We start from the raw sequence: 16,163 nt of genomic DNA on the forward strand, positions 1-16,163 counted from the left end.
GCCCCGTCACCGGGGCGCCCGAAAATCCTTGTGCCCCCAGCTCAGGCCGTCGCCGGGACGCACCTTCGCCTCGGGCTCCGCACGGCTCTGCCACGCATCGATCGAGAGCCGTTCGGCGGGCGAGAGCGCGTCCGCCGCATCGGCCGTCAGCTGGCTCGGCGTCCGCACGCCCGGCGACTGGCCGAGAGCCGCGATCGACCGGGCATCCCCCTCCGCGACGAAGACGCGATCGGAGAATTCCTGACTCTTCCGAACGCTGCGGAGAGCCCGCCGCGTGCGCTCGTCGGATCGGTCGTCCTCGACGATGAACAGCTGTTCCATCGGGAGCCTCCTTCAGACACCTGCCATTGTATATCCGAGGTGGTAGGGCGTCTCGTCGCACATGGCCCAAGTGTTGCGCTTCATGATGCAATCGACACTGTTATCCGCACAACTCTCGCAATTCAGGTTCGGCCGGCGGTGGAATCCCCAGGCGCCGCCGCAATCGCACCCGCTCTCGGCATACTCGTCCGGCGCACCGAAGATATGACCGGTCTCGTGAGCGAAGATCCGGTCGAGATTTTCCGGACCCCACCCATCGTTTGAATACTGCATCGTGAGGTACGATCCACTACAATAAGCGAAGTGGTGAAGCGTGTAATGCGTAAAAAACGCACAGTACGCTGCTTGCGCACTCTTTTGCGCCTTGATCGAGCGAATGTAACTGCGAATGCCGTTGCCGCCCGGAGCCTGACCGATCGCCGCCAGCGCCGCATCTCGCCAGGGGCGCTCATAGTATTCGTAGAGATCGTCCGGCTTGGTCCCGGCGGGCGGAGCTGATTGCGTGTCGGGAACGTCGATCTGGGCGACTTGGATGTCGTAGGCGAAGGTCACGTCTCGTGCCGGGGCTTGGCCCCCGAGATAACTCAATCCGTTCTGGACCTCGGCGACGATCTTGCGGGTCTGCGCATCCGTCATGGCAAGCGAGCCGGGCCCCGAGACGATGACGAGCCCGACCGCCACGCGGCCCGCCAGCCGCTTCGCCTCCGGCGCCCCGGCCGGGGCGGCGCTCGGGTCCTGCGCGATGGGTGCGCCGCGGATAACGGCCTGACGGTCCCTGTGCAGTTGCGGAACCGCGGTCGAACTGCCCCAGGGCACGTCCGCAAAGGGCCGGCTCGCCTTCCTGGCCCGATACGGCTCCGAGAGCCGCAGGCGGAAGGCCTGCAACCCGCTCTTCTCGGCATCGGACAAGGCCTCTTCGTTGAGGGCCGCCGAGGGACGACCGCCTCCCCCGATGCCGATCCTCACCGACGAACCGTACTCGTGAAGGACAGGGCCGGACGCGGCCGCAAGGCTTCCGTGCGCCGAAACCAGCGGCAGAAGGGTTTCATCGAGCGCCACATCACCGGCCATGCCGTCCAACTCCTGAATCGCGACGGCACGAAGGATTGAAGACAATACCTCCGGTTGTAAAGTGACCAATTGGAAGTGGCGGTCCGATGGTCAGATTTTACCGTGCCGCTCCCGTCTCGAACGGACAAGCCCGACTCGAAACGTCTCGAATTCGCATTCCGGAGCGCATTTCGAGAACAAGTTTCATTGAAGACGACCAAATTTTAGAATATAAATTTCGCGCTTTGGGTTAAAAGCTGCAAATATTTACGCCTGTATAGAGCTTTAAATTGTATTTTGATTTTGTTTCATAATCCGTTCCTTCAATTGTACTGCGTGTGTACGCGCAGCCCTCGAGTACAGAATTTTTGGCCCATGGAGGCCGCCCGATCGGGGCGAGGGGTGGCTTGGCACGGTATGCCGATCGGCCATACCGGCCGCGCGTCATCGTGTGCGGTCGCGTGAGACGAGCCCCAACGGATAGAGGCCTGCATCGATGGATATCGAAGCGCCGGCCTCTTCTTCGGTCAACAGGGGGGATCGTCGCCTGACCGCACGGACAGTCCGGCCGGCCTCGGCTCGGAGAGTCCGTGCTTGGGGCTGCTACTTGCGCAGGATCTTCGTGACGAGGCGGCCGATCGGGCTGCTCGATCCGGCGTTGCGGTCGTCGCGCGCGACCACGCGGTCGTCGGTGCCGAGGATCTTGGTGACGAGGCGTCCGATGAGGCTCATGGGACTGGGCTCCTTGAGGGTGGGCGGAAGGGAACGGTGCAGCTTCTCCGATAACGGGCAGCCCCGCCGTGCCGTTCCGTTTCCCGCGCCGAGCCCGTCAGCCCGGTCGTCCTCGGGCGAGGCTGCGCAGCACCGGCACGAGGTAGGCTGCGAACAGCAGCGCGAGGGCGAGGGCGAAGCCCTGCGGCGCGAACAGGTCCATGCCGCCGCCGATGAGCGGCGGACCGAGCATCAGCCCGGCGTTGTAGAGCATCACGAAGGCGGCGTTGGCGCCGGCGAGATCCGGGCCGCGCAGGGTCGCGCCGAGATGGGCGAGGCCCACGGTGTAGAGCGTGCCGGCGATGCCGCCCCAGACGAAGAGCAGGGCGCTCAGCAACGGCAGCGAGCCGGAGACAGAGGGGATCAGGGCCGCGCCGAGCGCCCCCGCGAGGCTCGCGCCGAGCAGGACGAGGCGGCGGTCGATCCGGTCGGCCAGGAGCCCGACGGGGATCTGGAACAGCACGTTGCCGAGCGCCACCGCGCTCACCAGGGCGGCGGAGACCTGCGCGTCGAGACCGATGCGCAGGCCGTAGAGCGGCAGGATGGCGAAGGCGCCCGCCTCCACCGCGCCGTAGAGGGCGGCAGCCAGCACCGCCAGCGGCGCGAGGCGCAGATAGGTCATCATGCCGGCGCCCTTCGCGTGCCCGAGGGAGGGCGAGAGGTTGCGGGCGAGGATCAGCGGCGTCAGCGCGACGAAGAACAGGGCCGAGCCGGCGAGGTAGGGCGCGTATCCTTCCGTGCCGAGAATCGTCAGCAGCGTCGGCCCGATGGCGAAGCCGATGGCCAGCACCGTCGCGTAGACGCCCATTACCAGCCCGCGCCGCTCGTTGGGCGCCGCGTCGTTGATCCAGTACTCGGAGAGCACGAACAGCACCCCCATCGTCGTCGAGAAGACGAAGCGCAGGGGGAACCACAGGACGATGTCGGGGAAGACCTTGAAGGCGGTGAGGCAGAGGCCGCCGAGCGCGATTGCCAGGATCAGCAGGCGCACCACGCCGACCGACGCGGCGAGCCGCGGCACGAAGGGCACTGTGAGGATCGCGGCCAAGCCCGCCACCGCCGTGTTGAGGCCGATGACGACGCTGGAGGCCCCCATCCGCTCCATCTCCAGCGACAGGAGCGGGATCGACAGGCCGAGACCCGTGCCCACCACCGCGACGCAGGCGATCGCGGCGGCCATCGCGCCGAGACGCTCGCGGTCGGACAGGGGTTGGGAGAGCGCGGACATGACCGTCGGAGGGCGAAAGAGCGGGGAGGGGCGCCTGCCTGACCCCGCCTGCGGCTTTCGCGCAACCCGCTCGCGTCAGGCGGCGTGCCGATCCGCACCCGCGCCGAAATGGCCGATATAGCGGGCGGCGATGGCCGAGACCGGCAGCACCACGAGCACGTCGGTGGTGCCGAACTGGCGGTCCACCACGGCGCCGTCGCCGAAGGTCGCCCCGACCCGGAGATAGCCCTTCACCAGCGGTGGCAGCGCCATCAGCGCCGCCTTCGGATCGACCGCCTCCTTGGCGAGCCGGTCCATCGCCACGTAGCGCTCGGGGAGGGCACGGGCGCGCCACGCTTCCGGCGCGCGGGCGTGGTGGTGGAGGAAGCTCAAGGGCAGGGCGAGGCGATCCGGATCGGTCCCCTCCAGGCTGGCGCAGCCCAGCATCGCGTCGATGCGGTGGTGCAGCACGTAGGTCCAGATGCCGTGCCAGAGCAGCTCGACCGTCCGCTTGGTGCGGTAGGGCTTGAGCACGCAGGAGCGGCCGAGTTCGAGGAAGCGCTTGCCGGGATGGCGATCCAGCAGGGGCGCCAGATCGTACTCGCCGGCCGAGTAGAAGCCGAAATGCGCCTCGGCCCGATCCTGGCGCAGCAGGCGGTAGGTGCCGACCACTTTCGGGCGAGGTTTGCGGAAGGGCTTGGCCTCGGTGGCGGCGTGGTCGATCACCAGGAGGTGGTCGCAGACGGCGTCGTAGGCGTCGATGTCCCGGCGCTTGAGCGCGGCCATGCCCGAGGGGATGGCCGACATCTCCTCGTAGAACACGCCGAAGCGCAGGCGCTGGGCCCGGCGGATCTCGGACTTGGTGGTCGCGAGCCGCACTTCGAGCGAGCCGATGCGGCCGAGGCAAGGCTCGAGACCCGGATCGAGCAAGGGGCGCTTGGCGCGGGCCTTGAGCAGGATCGGCGCGCCGCCGGGAAGCGCGAGGTCAACGCCCTCGAAGGTCTGGCGGAAGCGGGCGAACGGCGCCTGCACCTTGCTTTCCCAGCCGGCCTTCCACGCCGCCGTCGCGTCGCGCGGGGAAAAATTCGGCAGCATGGTCGATCCGTCCCGTCGCGGCCGAGAGGCTGCTGCGCCCCTCGTGTGCGGCGACATCATCACGAAGGCCGCACGCTTTTATGACGGAGAAATCCATTTCGGGACAGAGGCTTGCGCGAGGTGGCCGATCCACCTCGCGCAAGCGCTCCGCTGTAGCCGACGAACGAAATCGGCTAAGGATCCGAGAGACTTGGCGAACGGTGCTCCCGGCTCAGACGAACTGGTTCAGGCCCGGGATCGAGGCGACGATCGGCCCCATCGTATCCTCGCCCGCCTTCTCGCGGCCGTAGGCGAACAGCTCCTGGCCGAGCGGCTGCATCTGGTTCATCGGCACGCCCGCCGAGATCAGCTTCTGGCCGAGCGCCATCACGCCGCCGCCCATCATGCCTCCCAGCATGCCCATCAGGCCGCCGCCGCCCTCCGCGGCGTTCGACTCGGCGATCGCGGTCTCGGAGCCCGGCAGCGCGGCCATCAGCTGGCTCACCTCGGTCGCCGGCCCCTCCTTCTGCAGGAAGGCCAGGATGTGGCCGATCGCGGTCTTGGCGGTCGCCGCGTCGATCCCCGTGCGGTTGGTGACGCGGGCAATCAGCTCTTCCATAAAACGTTTCCTCCTCAGCAGATCTCGTCTGTCCGATGCGGCGGCGGCGAAATCAAGGGTCGCCCGTGAGCCAAGCCCCTGGATCGGGCGGTCCGGGCGCCATACCCTGACGCGCGAAACGGTCACGGTTCGAGCGAGGGCGGCGAGATGGCGGGCGAGGGGACCATCCTGGTGGGGCGGAGCACGGGGCCGCACCCCAAGCCCGAGGTGCTGAGCCTGCGGCTGGCCAACCGCCACGGCCTCGTGGCGGGCGCCACCGGCACCGGCAAGACCGTGACGCTGCAGGTGCTGGCGGAGGGGTTCTCGAACGCGGGCGTGCCGGTCTTCGCCGCCGACATCAAGGGCGACCTGTCCGGCCTGGCCGCCGCGGGCGAGGCCAAGCCGCACTTCGTCAAGCGCGCCGAGGAACTCGGGATCGCTTACGAGCCCGACCGCTTCCCCACCCTGTTCTGGGACGTGTTCGGCGAGCAGGGCCACCCGATCCGCTGCACCGTGACCGAGATGGGCCCGCTGCTTCTGGCCCGCCTGCTCGACCTCAACGACACGCAGGAGGGCGTGCTCAACATCGCCTTCCGCGTCGCCGACGAGAACCAGTGGCCGCTCATCGACCTGAAGGACCTGCGCGCGCTCCTCACCTTCCTGTCCGAGAACGCCAAGGAACTCTCGGCCAGCTACGGCAACGTCTCGGGCGCCTCGATCGGGGCGATCCAGCGCTCGCTTCTGGTGCTGGAGAACCAGGGCGCGGACCAATTCCTGGGCGAGCCGGCGCTGGAGCTGACCGACTTCATGCGCACGGACCGCGAGGGGCGGGGCTTCGTCAACATCCTCGCCGCCGACCGGCTGATGCAGCGGCCGCGCCTCTACGCCTCGTTCCTGCTCTGGATGCTCTCCGAGCTGTTCGAGCAGCTTCCCGAAGTGGGCGACCTCGACAAGCCCAAGCTCGTCTTCTTCTTCGACGAGGCGCACCTGCTGTTCAACGACGCGCCGAAGGCGCTCCTCGACGCGGTGGAGCAGGTGGTGCGGCTGATCCGCTCGAAGGGCGTCGGCGTCTACTTCGTGACGCAGAACCCGCTCGACGTGCCCGAGACCGTGCTCGGCCAGCTCGGCAACCGGGTGCAGCACGCGCTGCGCGCCTTCACGCCCCGCGACCAGCGGGCGGTGCGCGCCGCCGCCGAGACCTTCCGCCAGAACCCGGGCTTCGATGTCGGCAAGGCCATCACCGAACTCGCGGTCGGCGAGGCGCTGGTGAGTTTCCTCGAGGCCAAGGGCACGCCCTCCATGGTCGAGCGGGCCTTGATCGCCCCGCCGCAGGGCCGCGTCGGACCGCTGACGCCGGCCGAGCGCGCCGAGATCGTCCGGCAGAGCCCCTTGCGCGGAAAATACGACGAGGCGGTCGACAACGAGAGCGCCTACGAGATGCTGGCCAAACGCAAGCACCTGGATTCCGCCCCGGCGGAAGCTGCGGGCCAGAGCGAGGGCGGGCTGTCGGGCATGCTGGGCGGGCTGCTCGGCGGCCTGTTCGGCGGCGGCGAGGAGCCGGCCCAGAAGGGCAAAGGGGCCGGCAAGGGAACCGGCCGCACCCGGCGCCCGCCGCCGAGTCTGGCTGAGCAGGTTCTCGGCAACGCCGCCCGATCCATGGCGCGCAAGGTCGGCACCGAGGTGGGCGACGCGATTCTTCGCAACGTGCTGGGCGGGCTGACGAAACGGTAGCGCGCGACCGGCCGCCCTTCTCATCCATACGCTCAGAGCGTATATGTGGTCCTCCGACGAGATCGCGATCGAGATCTCGTCGGTCGATGGCGATGTCATGCTCGTGGCGGTGTCGACGCCGGCAGAGACCTTCGAACTCATTGGAGCCGTCAGCATCCGGGCCGGGATTCTCGTGATCGAGAACGCACACATCCAAGGTCTAGCACCAGGTGCTCTCGGCCGGCACGGGCTCAACGCGATCGCCCGGAAGATGATGGTGGAAACCGATGTCCAAGGGCTTGTCGTTGAAGGAGGCACTCGCACGACGGGGCGCACCCGCGGCCGCCGACAGCGCCCCTTCCGGTTCCCCCATCCGGCTTCTCCTGACGCGGACGGCTGAGATCGCACGGCCCGTCGATCTGGTGCGCCTGCTGGGGACGCACGGCCTGTCCCTGAAGCGGTCGCATGCCGTGCTGAACCGGATTGCGGATGGGGAAGCCATCGCCGTTCGCCTCTGGAGCGAGGCGCCCGAAGCGTTGGCCGCCCGCTTCCGCTCCCTCGGTGTCGAGGCGCGGCCGCTGACGATTCCCGACGTGGACACCAAGGCGATCCGCAGCCGCCTCAACCTGTCCCAGGCTGATTTCGCCGTCCGCTTCGGGTTCGAACTCGACACGGTTCAAAACTGGGATCAGGGGCGGCATGTGCCGGACCCGGCGACGCGCGTCCTGCTGGCGGTGATCGACCGCGATCCGGCCCTTGTCGATGCCGTCCTGACCGAGGCCCGGCCATCCGCGGCCCGCCGAGCGCGCGACCGCGCGGATTGACACACCGCCCCTCAGCAACTATCCGACCGGCACCGCGCGGCTTCCTCGACGAAGTCCGCGCGTTTCGCGTTCGTGCGCTCATGGCCAAGTCCCACCGATCCGGCCCGACCCGCGCGGATGACCTGAACAAGAAGACGGCCCAGGCCCCTCGCGGCGCCGGAGGCCGGCAGAGAACACGAGAGACAACGATGTTCGCAGTCATCAAGACCGGCGGCAAGCAGTATCGCGTCGCCGCCAACGACGTCATCACCGTGGCCACGATCGAGGGCGAGGCCGGCGCCGCCGTCACCTTCGGCGACGTGCTGCTGTTCACCGACGGCGATGCCACCCAGGTCGGCACCCCGCTCCTGTCCGGCATCGGCGTCACCGGCGAGATCGTCCAGCACGGCCGCACCCGCAAGGTCATCGCCTTCAAGAAGCGCCGCCGCCAGAACTCGCGCCGCCGCCGCGGTCACCGCCAGGACTTCACGGTCGTGCGCATCACCGAGATCAGCGCCGGCGGCAAGACCTCGAAGGCCGAGCCGCGCAAGACCCGGAAGGCCGAGCCGGCCGCCGAGTCCGCCCCGGCCGCCGCCGAGTAATCGGCCGCCCGTCCGAACGCAGATCCAGCAGAATTCCGGAGCAATCCCATGGCACACAAAAAAGCAGGCGGCTCGTCCCGCAACGGCCGCGACTCCGCCGGCCAGCGCCTCGGCGTGAAGAAGTTCGGCTCCGAGGCCGTCATTCCGGGCAACATCATCGTGCGCCAGCGCGGCACGAAGTGGCATCCCGGCACCAATGTCGGCATGGGCAAGGATCACACCCTGTTCGCGCTCGTCGAGGGCAAGGTGCAGTTCGAGACCCGGCGCGGCCGCGCGTTCGTAGCCGTGGTGCCGCTGGCCCAGGCCGCGGAATAACGGCGGACGTTGTCGCTGACGACGAAGCGAGCGTCCCGCCGGTGTCCTACACCGAACCGGCGGACGATCGCTGAAGGCTTCCCGAGGAAAGCCCGGCGGATCGGATCACGGGGGAGGATGGGGCACCATCCTCCCCCTTCGTCGTCCCGGACGGCGCCGCAAAGCGCCCTCACATGACCGGTTCACGATGTTCCCCGATCTCACTCGCGACGACGTCTTCCGCATCGAGACGCGACGGCTCTGGCTGCGCTGGCCCACGGCCCGCGACGCCGAGGCCGTGCTCCGGCTCGCCGGCGATCCGGCGGTCGCCGGGATGACGGCGCGGATCCCGACGCCGCTTCCCCCGCACGAGGCCGAAGGCTTCGTGATCCGGGCGCGTGCCGCCAACGCCTCCGGGGAGGGGCTGGTCATGGCGATCACCCGCCGGGCGAGCCCCGGCAGCCTGATCGGAATCGTCTCGATCGAGGATCGGCCCGAGGCGCCCGAGCCGCATCTGGGCTACTGGCTCGGACGGCCGTTCTGGGGCGAGGGTTTGATGCGGGAGGCGGCGGACGCCCTCATCGACGCCTACTTCGCCTATGCGGGCGGGCAGGCGTTGGCCTCGGCGGCGATGGTCGCAAACCCGGCCTCGCGGCGCGTCCTGGAGGCGTGCGGCTTCCGTTGCACGGGGGAAGCGGCGCCGGTCTTCGCGGCGCGGGGCGGCGCGGTGCCGAGCCACAGCTTCTGCCTCGACCGGGACACGTGGCTCGCCCGGCGCGCGGAGGCGGCGGAATCCGTGGCGGCGAGGGGCCTGAGATGAGGACACGGACGCTCGCCGGCCTCGGCGCCGCCCTCACGGCGGTCGCGCTCGTGTCGCTGATCGTCGCGATCACCCGCGACGAGGCCGTGCCGCCGATCCGCTCCGCGGCGCCCGCGCCGCGACCGCCGGGAGAAAGCCGCCTCTACTGCGAGTTCTACAGTTTCGCGGGCCGCACGCCGCGGGTCGGGTTCTACTTCGCCGGCCCGCGGGAGGGCGGCGGCAGCTACGGCCAGCTCTTCCAGCGGGAGGCGGACGGAACCCAGACCCTGTTCGAGCAGCGGCCGGCCTGGAACTACGACCGCGGCGGCGAGGCGCCGACCCTGCGCTCGCCGGACGGCGCGATCCAGATCAACCTCTACGGCGACGGCGGCGCCAACGGGCGGCAGCCGGATGCCGGCGGGTGGTTCGAGGCCGGCCTGCGCAGCGTCCAGTACCTCAATCTCGACGGCCAGTGCCGTCGCACCGAGAGTTGAAACAACCGTGCAGGCCGCTCGACCCGAGGTCGAGCGGCCTTGCGTCCGGCGGATGGCCGCCGCCGCGCAGTCCGCGCGGGCGAGGGGCGATGATCGGGATCATCGCCCCTCGATACCCGGCACCATCCGCGTCCCCTATCTGAGAGAAGCACCGTGAAATTCCTCGACGAAGCCAAGGTCTACGTCCGCTCCGGCGACGGCGGTCCCGGCTGCGTCTCGTTCCGGCGGGAGAAGTTCATCGAGTTCGGCGGCCCGAACGGCGGTGACGGCGGGCGGGGCGGCGATGTCTGGATCGAGTGCGTGCAGGGGCTCAACACCCTGATCGACTACCGCTACCGGCAGCACTTCAAGGCGAAGAAGGGCGAGCACGGCATGGGCTCGAACTGCCACGGCGCCAAGGGCGACGACGCGGTGCTCCAGGTGCCCGCCGGCACGCAGGTCTTCGCCGAGGACGGCGAGACGCTGATCGCCGACATGACCGAGGTCGGCCAGCGGGTGCGGCTGGCCAAGGGTGGCAATGGCGGCTTCGGCAACGCCTACTTCACCACCTCCACCAACCGCGCCCCGCGCCACGCCAATCCCGGCCTGGAGGGCCAGGAGATGTGGGTGGTGCTGCGCCTCAAGCTCATCGCCGATGCCGGCCTCGTCGGCCTGCCGAACGCCGGCAAGTCGACCTTCCTGGCGACCGTCACCGCCGCCAAGCCGAAGATCGCGGACTACCCCTTCACCACGCTCCATCCGGGCCTCGGCGTGGTGCGCTCGGATGCCCGCGAGTTCGTTCTCGCCGACATTCCCGGCCTGATCGAGGGCGCGCACGAGGGCGTGGGCCTGGGCGACCGGTTCCTCGCCCATGTCGAGCGCTGCCGGGTGCTGCTCCACCTCGTGGAGGGCACCACCGAGCACGCGGGCAAGGCCTACAAGCTCGTACGGCGCGAACTCGAAGCCTATGGCGGCGGCCTCGCCGACAAGCCGGAGATCGTGGCGCTCTCCAAGGCGGACGCGCTCGACGCGGAGACGCTCAAGCAGCAGGTCGCCCGGCTGAAGCGGGCCGCGGGAGCTAAGCCGCTCGTGGTCTCGGCGGCCTCGGGGCAGGGGGTGCAGGAGGCGCTGCGCGCGATCCAGGCGCAGCTCGACGGACAGGACGCCACGGAAGAGGCGGACGCACCGGCCGAGCCCTGGCACCCGTAAGATCTCGGCACCCGTGAGCGGAGCGGCGCTACGCCTCAGCCCGCTCCCGGCGACGGGCCTTGCCGCCTTGTCCTAACATCGGGCCATGCGCAGCGCCCTCCTCCTCCTCGTCCTCGCCGCCGCCCCCGCGTCGGCGGAGGAATCCTGCACCGACCTGATCGCGCGGGTGCGGGCCGCGACCAAGGCGGAGGTCGCCGAGCGCAGCGCCGATTTCGCCCGGTTCGATGCGGGCCCGCAGACGGCGCTGACGCTCTCCTGCGCAGGCGAGCAATCCTCGGTCGGCGCGCAGTACCGGGGCGAGACCGTGCCGACGGAGTACGACACGCTATTCGGGCAGGCCGGCCACGCCGTCACGGGGATCGCTCCGGACCGCCTGAGCGAGGCCGCCCGGCAGGCCCGCGAGGGCGCACAGGCCAAGCGCCACAGCACCATCGACGTGGGCGGCGCCCGCGTCACCTGCGCCTTCATGCGCCGGGAGCAGGGCCCGCTCACCCAATGCGCCGTTCTTCAGCGCCCCGGCGCCTGATCCGGTTTCCGGCTGATCGCTTCGGTCTCTTCCGTCGTCCCTGCGAGGCTCAGCGAAAGCAATCCAGGGCTCTGCACTCTCCGGACAGGTCGCGCTCTGGGTTGCTTCGGCTCCGCCTCGCGATGACGGAGCGGGGCAAAGGCCGAGGCGATCAACCGGAGACGATATGATCCGTCCGCTCGGCCGCCATCGCGCGCGTCGGCGAAGCGATCCGGCGGCGCGACATCTCTGGATGGAGCGCGGCCCTGGATTGCTTCGGCTTCGCCTCGCTCGGACGCAAGCGGCTCTGCCGGGCGCGATGCGAGCGGCCGACTTCGGTCCTATCCGTTCCCCGCGCCGTGCAGGCCGGCCGGCACCGGATCGTCCGCGTCGAGGGTTCGGGCCACGGTGCGGGCGACGCTGACCAGCGCCGTCACCATCGGCGTCGCCGGATCGCGGCGCGGGGCGACGAGGCCGATGGCGTGGCGCAGATCCGGTTCGACGATCGGGATGGCCCGCAGGCCCTCGGTCGGTCCCAGCGCGTCGGCGAGGATCGCCGGCATCACGCTCGCCCATTGCAGCGTGCGCACATGGGTCATCAGCACGACCATGGAATTGGATTCCAGCGTCGGGGCCGGCTCGCCGCCGGCGGCGCGGAGTTGCTGGTCGATGATGCGCCGGTTCTGCATGTTCGGCGTCAGCAGGCAGAGCGGAATCGTCGCCAGCTCCGCCCAGGTGACGCTGGCCCGGTCGTCGTAGGGACCGCCGGCGGCGGTCAGGAGCTGGTAGTGCTCGGTGTAGAGCGGGACGGCGATGACGCGGCCGAGGGGCTCGTTGTCGAGGTAGGTCAGCCCCGCATCCGCCTCGAGGTTGTCGATCAGCGAGAAGATCTCCTCCGACGTGGTGGAGAGGACGCTGAAGCGCACGTTCGGATAGCGCGCCCGGTAGGGCGTGGTCAGCGCGGCCACCATCGGCAGCGCGGTCGGCACCGCGGCGATGCGCAGGTGGCCCGTCAGGCCGCGGCGCAGGGCCGCCACGTCGTCCTGCATGGCGCGGGCATCGCCGACGATGCGCCGGCCCCAGGCCAGCACCCGGTCGCCCTCGGGCGTGAAGCCCTGGAAGCGCGAGCCGCGCTGGACGAGGCGTACGCCGAAGCGGTCCTCCAGGCTCTTCACGCCCGCCGACAGGGTCTGCTGGGTGACGCCGCAGGCCTCCGCCGCCCGCCCGAAATGCTGCTCGCGGGCGAGCGCCAGAAGGAATTCGAGCTTGTCGATCACGTGAGCGCCGTCCCGACGCCCGCGGGGAGGGCGGGCTGCCGCCGTGGTAGGCCGATTGCGGGAGGCGGCTCAAGCCGCCGGCCGGACGACGGGGGTTCAGCCCGCGTCGCTGGCGCCCTCGCCCGCGAGCTGCGGGTTGCGCGTGGCCGGGCGCACGGGGCTGTCCGTCGTCGGCTCGCCTTCGAGCGCCTTGTGCACCAGGGCGTCGAGCCGCTCGCCGGCCTCGTCGGCGTAGCCTTCGAGGTCGCGGCGCATCTTCGGCGTCCAGAACGCCACGATGTGGTTGTGGATGCCCGCCACCGCCTCGTCTTCCGGATAGGAGCGGAAGAACAGGGCGATCTGGTTGGCCATGCGCACCAGTCGGTCGTTGGTGGTCGTTGCGCTCATTGCCTGCTCGGGATTTCCATGTTCCGGATCAGAGACCGACCCGATGGTTCGGTCCGGCTTCCGCCGTCATTGCGAGCGGAAGCGAAGCAATCCAGCAGCGCGACCTTTCCGGATCGAACTGCGCCCTGGATTGCTTCGGCTTCGCCTCGCAATGACGGCGGAGGCATCAGAACCAAACAACCCATACGGGAGCGAGCCGACGGCCCGCTCCCGAACTCTCCGAAAACTACTCCGCGGCTTCCGCGATGCGGGTCAGCGAGAAGTCCTCCTCGTAGAACTTCGCCTGCCAGTCGGAGGGCCGGTTCGTGCGCCGCACCTGCACCGCCGTCACCTTGTACTCGGGGCAGTTGGTGGCCCAGTCCGAGTAGTCCGTGGTGATGACGTTGGCGCCGGTCTTGGCGTGGTGGAAGGTCGTGTAGACGATCCCCGGCTGCATCCGCTCCGTGACCTTGGCCTTGAGCGCGATGTCGCCCGAGCGGCTCTCCAGCGCGACGAGGTCGCCGTCGACGATGCCGCGCATCTCCGCATCGAAGGGGTGGATCTCCAGCACGTCCTCCTCGTGCCAGCGGGAGTTCTCGGTGCGCCGCGTCTGCGCGCCGACATTGTACTGCGAGAGGATGCGGCCCGTGGTGAGGATCAGCGGGAACTTGCCCGTGGTCCGCTCGTCGGTGGGCACGTATTCCGTGATCATGAAGCGGCCCTTGCCGCGCACGAACCGGTCGACGTGCATCATCGGCGTGCCGAGCGGCGCCTTCTCGTTGCAGGGCCACTGGATCGAACCCAGCTCCTCCAGCTTGTCGTAGGAGACGCCGGCGAAGCTCGGGGTGAGGGCCGCGATCTCGTCCATGATCTCGGACGGGTGGGTGTACTCCATCTTGTAGCCCAGCGCGTTGGCGAGCAGCATTGTGCCCTCCCAGTCGCCGTAGCCGCCCATTGGGGACATCACCTTGCGCACGCGGGAGATGCGGCGCTCGGCGTTGGTGAAGGTGCCGTCCTTCTCCAGGAACGAGGCCCCGGGAAGGAAGACGTGGGCGTACTTGGCGGTCTCGTTCAGGAACAGGTCCTGGATCACGATGCACTCCATGGCCCGGAGGCCGGAGGTGACGTGATGGGTGTCGGGGTCGGACTGCGCGATGTCCTCGCCCTGGATGTACATGCCCTTGAAGGTGCCGCCGACGGCCTCGTCCAGCATGTTGGTGATGCGCAGGCCCGGCGCGTTGTCGAGCTTGGCCCCCCAGATCGCCTCGAAGCTCTCGCGGGTGGCGTCGTCCGAGACGTGGCGGTAGCCCGGCAGCTCGTGCGGGAACGAGCCCATGTCGCAGGAGCCCTGCACGTTGTTCTGGCCGCGCAGCGGGTTCACGCCCGCACCCACCATGCCGATGTTGCCGGTGGCCATGGCGATGTTGGCCATGCCCATCACCATGGTCGAGCCCTGGCTGTGCTCGGTCACGCCCAGCCCGTAGTAGATCGCGGCTTTGCCTCCCGTGGCGTAGAGCCGGGCGGCGGCACGGATCTCCCCCGGATCGACGCCGGTGATCGCCTGCGCGGCTTCCGGCGAGTTGCGCTCCTCGGCGATGAACCGGGCCCAGGACTCGAACTCGGCCAGATCGCAGCGCTCGCGGACGTAATCCTCGGCGATCAGCCCTTCCGTGACGATGACGTGGGCGAACGCGTTGATGAAGGCGACGTTGGAGCCGGGCTTCAAGGGCAGGTGATGGTCGGCCCGGATGTGGGGCGACTTCACGAGGTCGATCTTGCGCGGGTCGGCGACGATGAGGCGGGCGCCCTCGCGCAGGCGCTTCTTCATCCGCGAGCCGAAGACGGGGTGACCGTCGGTCGGGTTGGCGCCGATGACGAGGATTACGTCGGATTCCTCGACCGACTTGAAGTCCTGCGTGCCGGCGGAGGTGCCGAGCGTGGACATCAGGCCGTAGCCGGTCGGCGAGTGGCAGACGCGGGCGCAGGTATCGACGTTGTTGTTGCCGAAGGCGGCGCGCACCAGCTTCTGGACGAGGTAGGCCTCCTCGTTGGTGCAGCGCGAGGACGTGATGCCGCCGACGGAATCCCGGCCGTATTGGGCCTGGATGCGCTTGAATTCGCTGGCGGCGTGATTGATCGCCTCCTCCCAGGAGACCTCGCGCCACGGATCCGTGATCTTCTCGCGGATCATCGGCTTGGTGATGCGGTCCTTGTGGGTGGCGTAGCCGTAGGCGAAGCGGCCCTTGACGCAGGAATGGCCCTCGTTGGCCTTGCCGCCCTTGTAGGGCACCATGCGCACGACCTTGTCGCCCTGCATCTCGGCCTTGAAGGCGCAGCCGACGCCGCAATAGGCGCAGGTCGTCACCGCCGCATGGTCGGGCTGGCCGAATTCGTGGATCGTCTTCTCCTGCAGCGTCGCGGTCGGGCAGGCCTGAACGCAGGCGCCGCAGGACACGCATTCGGACTGCATGAAGTTGGTCGGGCCCGCCGCCACGCGGCTGTCGAAGCCGCGGCCCTCGATGGTGAGCGCGAAGGTGCCCTGCGTCTCCTCGCAGGCGCGGACGCAGCGGTTGCAGACGATGCACTTCGACGGGTCGTAGGTGAAGTAGGGGTTCGACTCGTCCTTGGGCAGGTAGCGCTCAGAGGTCGGCTTGACGTGGTTGTCGCCGTCATAGCCGTAACGCACGTCGCGCAGGCCGACCTGACCTGCCGTATCCTGCAGCTCGCAATCGCCGTTGGCGGCGCAGGTCAGGCAGTCGAGCGGGTGGTCGGAGATGTAGAGCTCCATCACGCCCTTGCGCAGGCGATGCAGCTTGTCGTTCTGGGTATGCACGACCATGCCGTTCTCGGCCGGGGTGGTGCAGGAGGCGGGCGTGCCGCGGCGGCCCTCGATCTCCACGAGGCACATGCGGCAGGAGCCGAACGGCTCGAGCGAATCCGTGGCGCAGAGCTTCGGGATCTTGGTGCCCATCTGCATCGCGGCGGCCATGACCGAGGTGCCCGCGGGCACCGTCACGCTCTCTCCGTCGATGGTCAGCGTCACCGTCTGCTCGTTGAGCCGGATCGGCGTGCCGTAGTCGATTTCCTTGATGAGGGTCATGCGA

The 16,163-nt window shown here is 69.2% G+C and carries 17 protein-coding genes and 1 pseudogene; 9 read left to right on the forward strand and 9 right to left on the reverse strand.

The features are described from left to right. Positions 1 to 6 precede the first annotated feature (6 nt). From ACPCJR_RS22630 to ACPCJR_RS22655, 6 genes are all read right to left on the reverse strand, one after another. Complete coding sequence (locus ACPCJR_RS22630; protein WP_391515779.1) at positions 7 to 321, reverse strand: hypothetical protein; 315 nt, start codon at positions 319 to 321, stop codon at positions 7 to 9. A gap of 12 nt (positions 322 to 333) precedes the next feature. Beyond that, a complete protein-coding gene (locus ACPCJR_RS22635; protein WP_391515781.1) occupies positions 334 to 1,392 on the reverse strand; it encodes a hypothetical protein in 1,059 nt (352 codons plus the stop codon). 582 nt (positions 1,393 to 1,974) lie between these two features. Next, positions 1,975 to 2,103: a TFIIS helical bundle-like domain containing protein gene (locus tag ACPCJR_RS22640; RefSeq protein WP_192282456.1), complete on the reverse strand. Its 129-nt coding sequence runs from the start codon at positions 2,101 to 2,103 to the stop codon at positions 1,975 to 1,977. A 97-nt stretch (positions 2,104 to 2,200) separates the two neighbouring features. Next, complete coding sequence (locus tag ACPCJR_RS22645) at positions 2,201 to 3,370, reverse strand: MFS transporter (RefSeq protein ID WP_391515783.1); 1,170 nt, start codon at positions 3,368 to 3,370, stop codon at positions 2,201 to 2,203. Positions 3,371 to 3,445: 75 nt separating this feature from the next. After that, a complete protein-coding gene (locus tag ACPCJR_RS22650; RefSeq protein WP_391515785.1) occupies positions 3,446 to 4,444 on the reverse strand; it encodes a GNAT family N-acetyltransferase in 999 nt (332 codons plus the stop codon). Between the two features lie 211 nt (positions 4,445 to 4,655). Beyond that, positions 4,656 to 5,042, reverse strand: a complete 387-nt coding sequence (locus ACPCJR_RS22655) for a DUF2267 domain-containing protein (RefSeq protein ID WP_110351003.1) — start codon at positions 5,040 to 5,042, stop codon at positions 4,656 to 4,658. A 147-nt stretch (positions 5,043 to 5,189) separates the two neighbouring features. Here ACPCJR_RS22655 and ACPCJR_RS22660 point away from each other — a divergent pair, with 147 nt between their 5' ends. The 9 genes and pseudogenes from ACPCJR_RS22660 (at position 5,190) to ACPCJR_RS22700 (ending at position 11,437) form a co-directional block, all read left to right on the forward strand. After that, positions 5,190 to 6,752 carry a helicase HerA-like domain-containing protein gene (locus tag ACPCJR_RS22660; RefSeq protein WP_391515787.1) on the forward strand — a complete coding sequence of 521 codons (1,563 nt, stop codon included), beginning with the start codon at positions 5,190 to 5,192 and terminating at the stop codon, positions 6,750 to 6,752. A 43-nt stretch (positions 6,753 to 6,795) separates the two neighbouring features. Then, positions 6,796 to 7,131 (forward strand): hypothetical protein, encoded by a 336-nt coding sequence (locus ACPCJR_RS22665; RefSeq protein WP_391515788.1) that lies wholly within the window; start codon positions 6,796 to 6,798, stop codon positions 7,129 to 7,131. 136 nt (positions 7,132 to 7,267) lie between these two features. Continuing rightward, the gene (locus ACPCJR_RS22670) at positions 7,268 to 7,555 is read left to right on the forward strand and encodes a helix-turn-helix domain-containing protein (protein ID WP_391515790.1); all 288 of its coding nucleotides are present in this window, start codon (positions 7,268 to 7,270) and stop codon (positions 7,553 to 7,555) included. Positions 7,556 to 7,743: 188 nt separating this feature from the next. After that, positions 7,744 to 8,052 (forward strand): annotated as a pseudogene (rplU, locus tag ACPCJR_RS22675) (50S ribosomal protein L21); the annotation flags it as partial. Between the two features lie 132 nt (positions 8,053 to 8,184). Then, entirely contained in the window at positions 8,185 to 8,451 is a 267-nt protein-coding gene (gene rpmA, locus ACPCJR_RS22680) for a 50S ribosomal protein L27 (protein WP_137831655.1), read from the forward strand. A gap of 187 nt (positions 8,452 to 8,638) precedes the next feature. After that, positions 8,639 to 9,250: a GNAT family N-acetyltransferase gene (locus tag ACPCJR_RS22685; RefSeq protein ID WP_391515792.1), complete on the forward strand. Its 612-nt coding sequence runs from the start codon at positions 8,639 to 8,641 to the stop codon at positions 9,248 to 9,250. Then, positions 9,247 to 9,723, forward strand: coding sequence for a hypothetical protein (locus tag ACPCJR_RS22690; protein ID WP_391515793.1), 477 nt, complete (start codon positions 9,247 to 9,249; stop codon positions 9,721 to 9,723). Before ACPCJR_RS22685 ends, ACPCJR_RS22690 begins: the two co-directional genes overlap by 4 nt. Before the next feature lie 153 nt (positions 9,724 to 9,876). Continuing rightward, positions 9,877 to 10,911: a GTPase ObgE gene (obgE, locus tag ACPCJR_RS22695; RefSeq protein ID WP_391515795.1), complete on the forward strand. Its 1,035-nt coding sequence runs from the start codon at positions 9,877 to 9,879 to the stop codon at positions 10,909 to 10,911. An 85-nt stretch (positions 10,912 to 10,996) separates the two neighbouring features. Beyond that, positions 10,997 to 11,437: a hypothetical protein gene (locus ACPCJR_RS22700; RefSeq protein ID WP_391515796.1), complete on the forward strand. Its 441-nt coding sequence runs from the start codon at positions 10,997 to 10,999 to the stop codon at positions 11,435 to 11,437. A gap of 320 nt (positions 11,438 to 11,757) precedes the next feature. Here the strand turns inward: ACPCJR_RS22700 and ACPCJR_RS22705 are convergent, their stop codons facing one another. From ACPCJR_RS22705 to fdhF, 3 genes are all read right to left on the reverse strand, one after another. Then, positions 11,758 to 12,693: a LysR family transcriptional regulator gene (locus tag ACPCJR_RS22705; RefSeq protein ID WP_391515798.1), complete on the reverse strand. Its 936-nt coding sequence runs from the start codon at positions 12,691 to 12,693 to the stop codon at positions 11,758 to 11,760. 96 nt (positions 12,694 to 12,789) lie between these two features. Continuing rightward, positions 12,790 to 13,080: a formate dehydrogenase subunit delta gene (locus ACPCJR_RS22710; RefSeq protein ID WP_096487213.1), complete on the reverse strand. Its 291-nt coding sequence runs from the start codon at positions 13,078 to 13,080 to the stop codon at positions 12,790 to 12,792. A 226-nt stretch (positions 13,081 to 13,306) separates the two neighbouring features. After that, positions 13,307 to 16,159 (reverse strand): formate dehydrogenase subunit alpha, encoded by a 2,853-nt coding sequence (gene fdhF / locus ACPCJR_RS22715; RefSeq protein WP_391515800.1) that lies wholly within the window; start codon positions 16,157 to 16,159, stop codon positions 13,307 to 13,309. Between the last annotated feature and the right edge of the window lie 4 nt (positions 16,160 to 16,163).

Origin of the sequence: Methylobacterium sp. NPDC097929, assembly GCF_049543375.1 — a bacterium.
Taxonomy (GTDB): Bacteria; Pseudomonadota; Alphaproteobacteria; order Rhizobiales; family Beijerinckiaceae; genus Methylobacterium.

What these genes read in the sequence shown, in the direction of transcription:
- ACPCJR_RS22635 (WP_391515781.1), bottom strand. Translation starts at nt 1,392, where the DNA reads ATGGCCGGTGATGTGGCGCTCGATGAAACCCTTCTGCCGCTGGTTTCG.
- ACPCJR_RS22640 (WP_192282456.1), bottom strand. Translation starts at nt 2,103, where the DNA reads ATGAGCCTCATCGGACGCCTCGTCACCAAGATCCTCGGCACCGACGAC.
- ACPCJR_RS22690 (WP_391515793.1), top strand. Translation starts at nt 9,247, where the DNA reads ATGAGGACACGGACGCTCGCCGGCCTCGGCGCCGCCCTCACGGCGGTC.
- ACPCJR_RS22650 (WP_391515785.1), bottom strand. Translation starts at nt 4,444, where the DNA reads ATGCTGCCGAATTTTTCCCCGCGCGACGCGACGGCGGCGTGGAAGGCC.
- ACPCJR_RS22700 (WP_391515796.1), top strand. Translation starts at nt 10,997, where the DNA reads ATGCGCAGCGCCCTCCTCCTCCTCGTCCTCGCCGCCGCCCCCGCGTCG.
- ACPCJR_RS22660 (WP_391515787.1), top strand. Translation starts at nt 5,190, where the DNA reads ATGGCGGGCGAGGGGACCATCCTGGTGGGGCGGAGCACGGGGCCGCAC.
- ACPCJR_RS22655 (WP_110351003.1), bottom strand. Translation starts at nt 5,042, where the DNA reads ATGGAAGAGCTGATTGCCCGCGTCACCAACCGCACGGGGATCGACGCG.
- ACPCJR_RS22685 (WP_391515792.1), top strand. Translation starts at nt 8,639, where the DNA reads ATGTTCCCCGATCTCACTCGCGACGACGTCTTCCGCATCGAGACGCGA.
- fdhF (WP_391515800.1), bottom strand. Translation starts at nt 16,159, where the DNA reads ATGACCCTCATCAAGGAAATCGACTACGGCACGCCGATCCGGCTCAAC.
- ACPCJR_RS22630 (WP_391515779.1), bottom strand. Translation starts at nt 321, where the DNA reads ATGGAACAGCTGTTCATCGTCGAGGACGACCGATCCGACGAGCGCACG.
- rpmA (WP_137831655.1), top strand. Translation starts at nt 8,185, where the DNA reads ATGGCACACAAAAAAGCAGGCGGCTCGTCCCGCAACGGCCGCGACTCC.
- ACPCJR_RS22645 (WP_391515783.1), bottom strand. Translation starts at nt 3,370, where the DNA reads ATGTCCGCGCTCTCCCAACCCCTGTCCGACCGCGAGCGTCTCGGCGCG.
- ACPCJR_RS22665 (WP_391515788.1), top strand. Translation starts at nt 6,796, where the DNA reads ATGTGGTCCTCCGACGAGATCGCGATCGAGATCTCGTCGGTCGATGGC.
- ACPCJR_RS22710 (WP_096487213.1), bottom strand. Translation starts at nt 13,080, where the DNA reads ATGAGCGCAACGACCACCAACGACCGACTGGTGCGCATGGCCAACCAG.